Below are 2,468 nucleotides of genomic sequence, written 5' to 3' on the forward strand. Positions count from 1 at the left end.
TCATCTTCTTTTTTTTGTCATCTTAATTTGTTTTATATATATTTACAAAGGACTAACATTTTCAGGCAAAACACTACCGTAGGTTTAGTTCAACACACGTTTTGCGCTATTGCGAATTTTGTGCAAGCCGGACGTTTATCTTTCGCTAGAAATCTTATCTTAGCAGAAAATAAGCAGTTCCGAAGCTCGCAACAGCGCAAAGCGCGGGGACGTTGTAGGAAACCCCACATCAACATTACGGTAAACAACAACTACAAAGCTGAACTTAAAGTTTTTTAAAATCTACATCTAAAAACCAACTGAATTATTACTTTTGTGTATGAACAAAGAACAAATTTTACAAGAACTTCAAGAAGAAGTCAAAGGATTCAATGAAATAATTGCAACAGATAAAGGAGATTGGATTGTCAAAGGATTTATTGATATTTACAAAAACATCTATACCATTTCAATAGATACCAAAGTCGTTTCAAAAGTCATTGAACTATTATTAATACCAGCCTTCGAAAACTTTGCAGTCAAGCATAACTTAGAATTAGAACTTCCTGCACAACAAAACTTTTATCCAGATTTAACATTTATTTGTAAAGAAACTGGAGCTAAATTCGCCGTGGATATAAAAAGCACTTTTATTGATTCTGCGAATAAAATCAAAAGTATGACACTTGGTGCTTTCACTGGTTATTTTAGAAACAGAACTAGTACAAAAAACATTTCTTATCCTTATAGTTCTTATGAAGCACATCTAGTTTTAGGTGTTGTTTACAAACAAAACAAAGTAAGTCAAAATGAAAAAATTATTTATAAATTAGATGAAATTGAAAACATTGAATCTGTTATAAAAGATTTTCAATTTTTTGTTCAACCAAAATATAAAATAGCATCTGCAAGTCCGGGAAGTGGTAACACAAAAAATATTGGTGCAACAATAAATTTAGACTATTTAATAAATGGAAAAGGAATATTTTCAGAACTTGGAGAGGAAATTTACAATGATTTCTGGATGTATTATCTAACTAAAGATATGGCTAAAGCATTAGAAATTGAAAGACCTTATATTAACTTAAAAACTTATTTAGAATATAAACAAAGAGGAATTGATGTTCTTAAAGAACATCAAGATGAAATAAATGAGCTCAATGAGGAAGAACCTAATGTAGAAGAAGAGGATGAAGACATTGAATAATAGTATAAATATATTACAAACAGAACTATTTTCTGTGCCAACAGTTTCAAAATTTCCTACAACTAGATACCAAGGAAGTAAATTGAAATATGTTGACTGGATATGGAATTGCATTAAAGATTTAAAATTCGATACAGTATTGGATGCTTTTGGCGGTACTTCCGTAGTAGCATATAAAATGAAAAAAAATGAAAAAATTGTTACTTATAATGATATTTTATTTTTTAATCATATCATAGGTAAAGCACTGATTGAAAACGATAATGAAAAAATCGATAATGAAGATTTGGATTTTATTTTAACAAAACACGAAGATATAGATTATCCAAATTTCATCGAAATAACATTTAATGATGTTTATTACACCGACGATGAAAACAAATGGTTAGATATGGTTATAACTAATATAAGACTGCTTCCAAATGAATATAAAAAAGCTATAGCTTTTTTTGCATTATTCCAATCTTGTATCATAAAAAGACCTTATAACTTATTCCATAGAAAAAATCTATACATACGTTTTCAAGAAGTCAAAAGAAGCTTTGGGAATAAAGTAACGTGGGATACGCCTTTTGATGCACATTTCAAAAACTTCATACAAGAAGCTAATAATGCTGTTTTTTCAAATTTTAAAGAGAACATTTCCATTAATAAAGATATTTCATCAATAAAAAATAATTTCGACCTTGTTTACATTGACAGTCCATATATTTCAGAAAATGGTATTGGCTTAGACTATTTAGATTTTTATCATTTTCTAGAAGGAATAATGAATTATGACGATTGGGAAGAAATGATAGACCCAAAATCAAAACATAAAAGATTACAATTAAAAAAATCTGATTGGAATAAGAAAGATAAAATTGAATTTGCATTTGAGTCTTTAATCGAACAATTCAAAGAAAGTATAATTGTTATATCATATCGTTCCGATGGAATTCCTTCAATTGAAAGGATAAAGGATATTTTAATACTTAATGGTAAAAAAATAACTATTCACGAAAGTAATGAAATGAAATATGTATTAAGTAATAAAAAATCTTCCGAAATTTTAATTGTAGCGGAATAGTTGATAAATTCAAAACAAATATTTACGTAAAGGGGCTTCCTACAATCGAGTAGACGGCTCCGCCAGTAACTGACGGAGTGCGCCTCTCACACCACCGAACGTACGGGTCACGTATTCGGCGGTTCGCAAAGAGATGGGTTAAGTTCGATGTAAACATCTGTTAATGAGTGATAACCACGTTGTTTTAGGCGTTTCAAAGTGATGGTAGTACTC

At 29.5% G+C, this 2,468-nt stretch carries 2 protein-coding genes; both read left to right on the plus strand.

What is annotated here, in order from left to right; translation table 11 throughout:
• Positions 1–319 precede the first annotated feature (319 nt).
• Positions 320–1,186, plus strand: coding sequence for a type II restriction endonuclease (locus BUC11_RS16440; protein WP_073355781.1), 867 nt, complete (start codon positions 320–322; stop codon positions 1,184–1,186).
• The gene (locus BUC11_RS16445) at positions 1,170–2,255 is read left to right on the plus strand and encodes a DNA adenine methylase (protein ID WP_084129752.1); all 1,086 of its coding nucleotides are present in this window, start codon (positions 1,170–1,172) and stop codon (positions 2,253–2,255) included. Before BUC11_RS16440 ends, BUC11_RS16445 begins: the two co-directional genes overlap by 17 nt.
• Positions 2,256–2,468 lie beyond the last annotated feature (213 nt).

The sequence above is a fragment of the Flavobacterium xanthum genome (assembly GCF_900142695.1).
GTDB lineage: Bacteria > Bacteroidota > Bacteroidia > Flavobacteriales > Flavobacteriaceae > Flavobacterium > Flavobacterium xanthum.

Excerpts from the sequence above, each read along its gene's own strand:
- BUC11_RS16440 (WP_073355781.1), top strand. The coding sequence starts at position 320 with ATGAACAAAGAACAAATTTTACAAGAACTTCAAGAAGAAGTCAAAGGA.
- BUC11_RS16445 (WP_084129752.1), top strand. The coding sequence starts at position 1,170 with ATGAAGACATTGAATAATAGTATAAATATATTACAAACAGAACTATTT.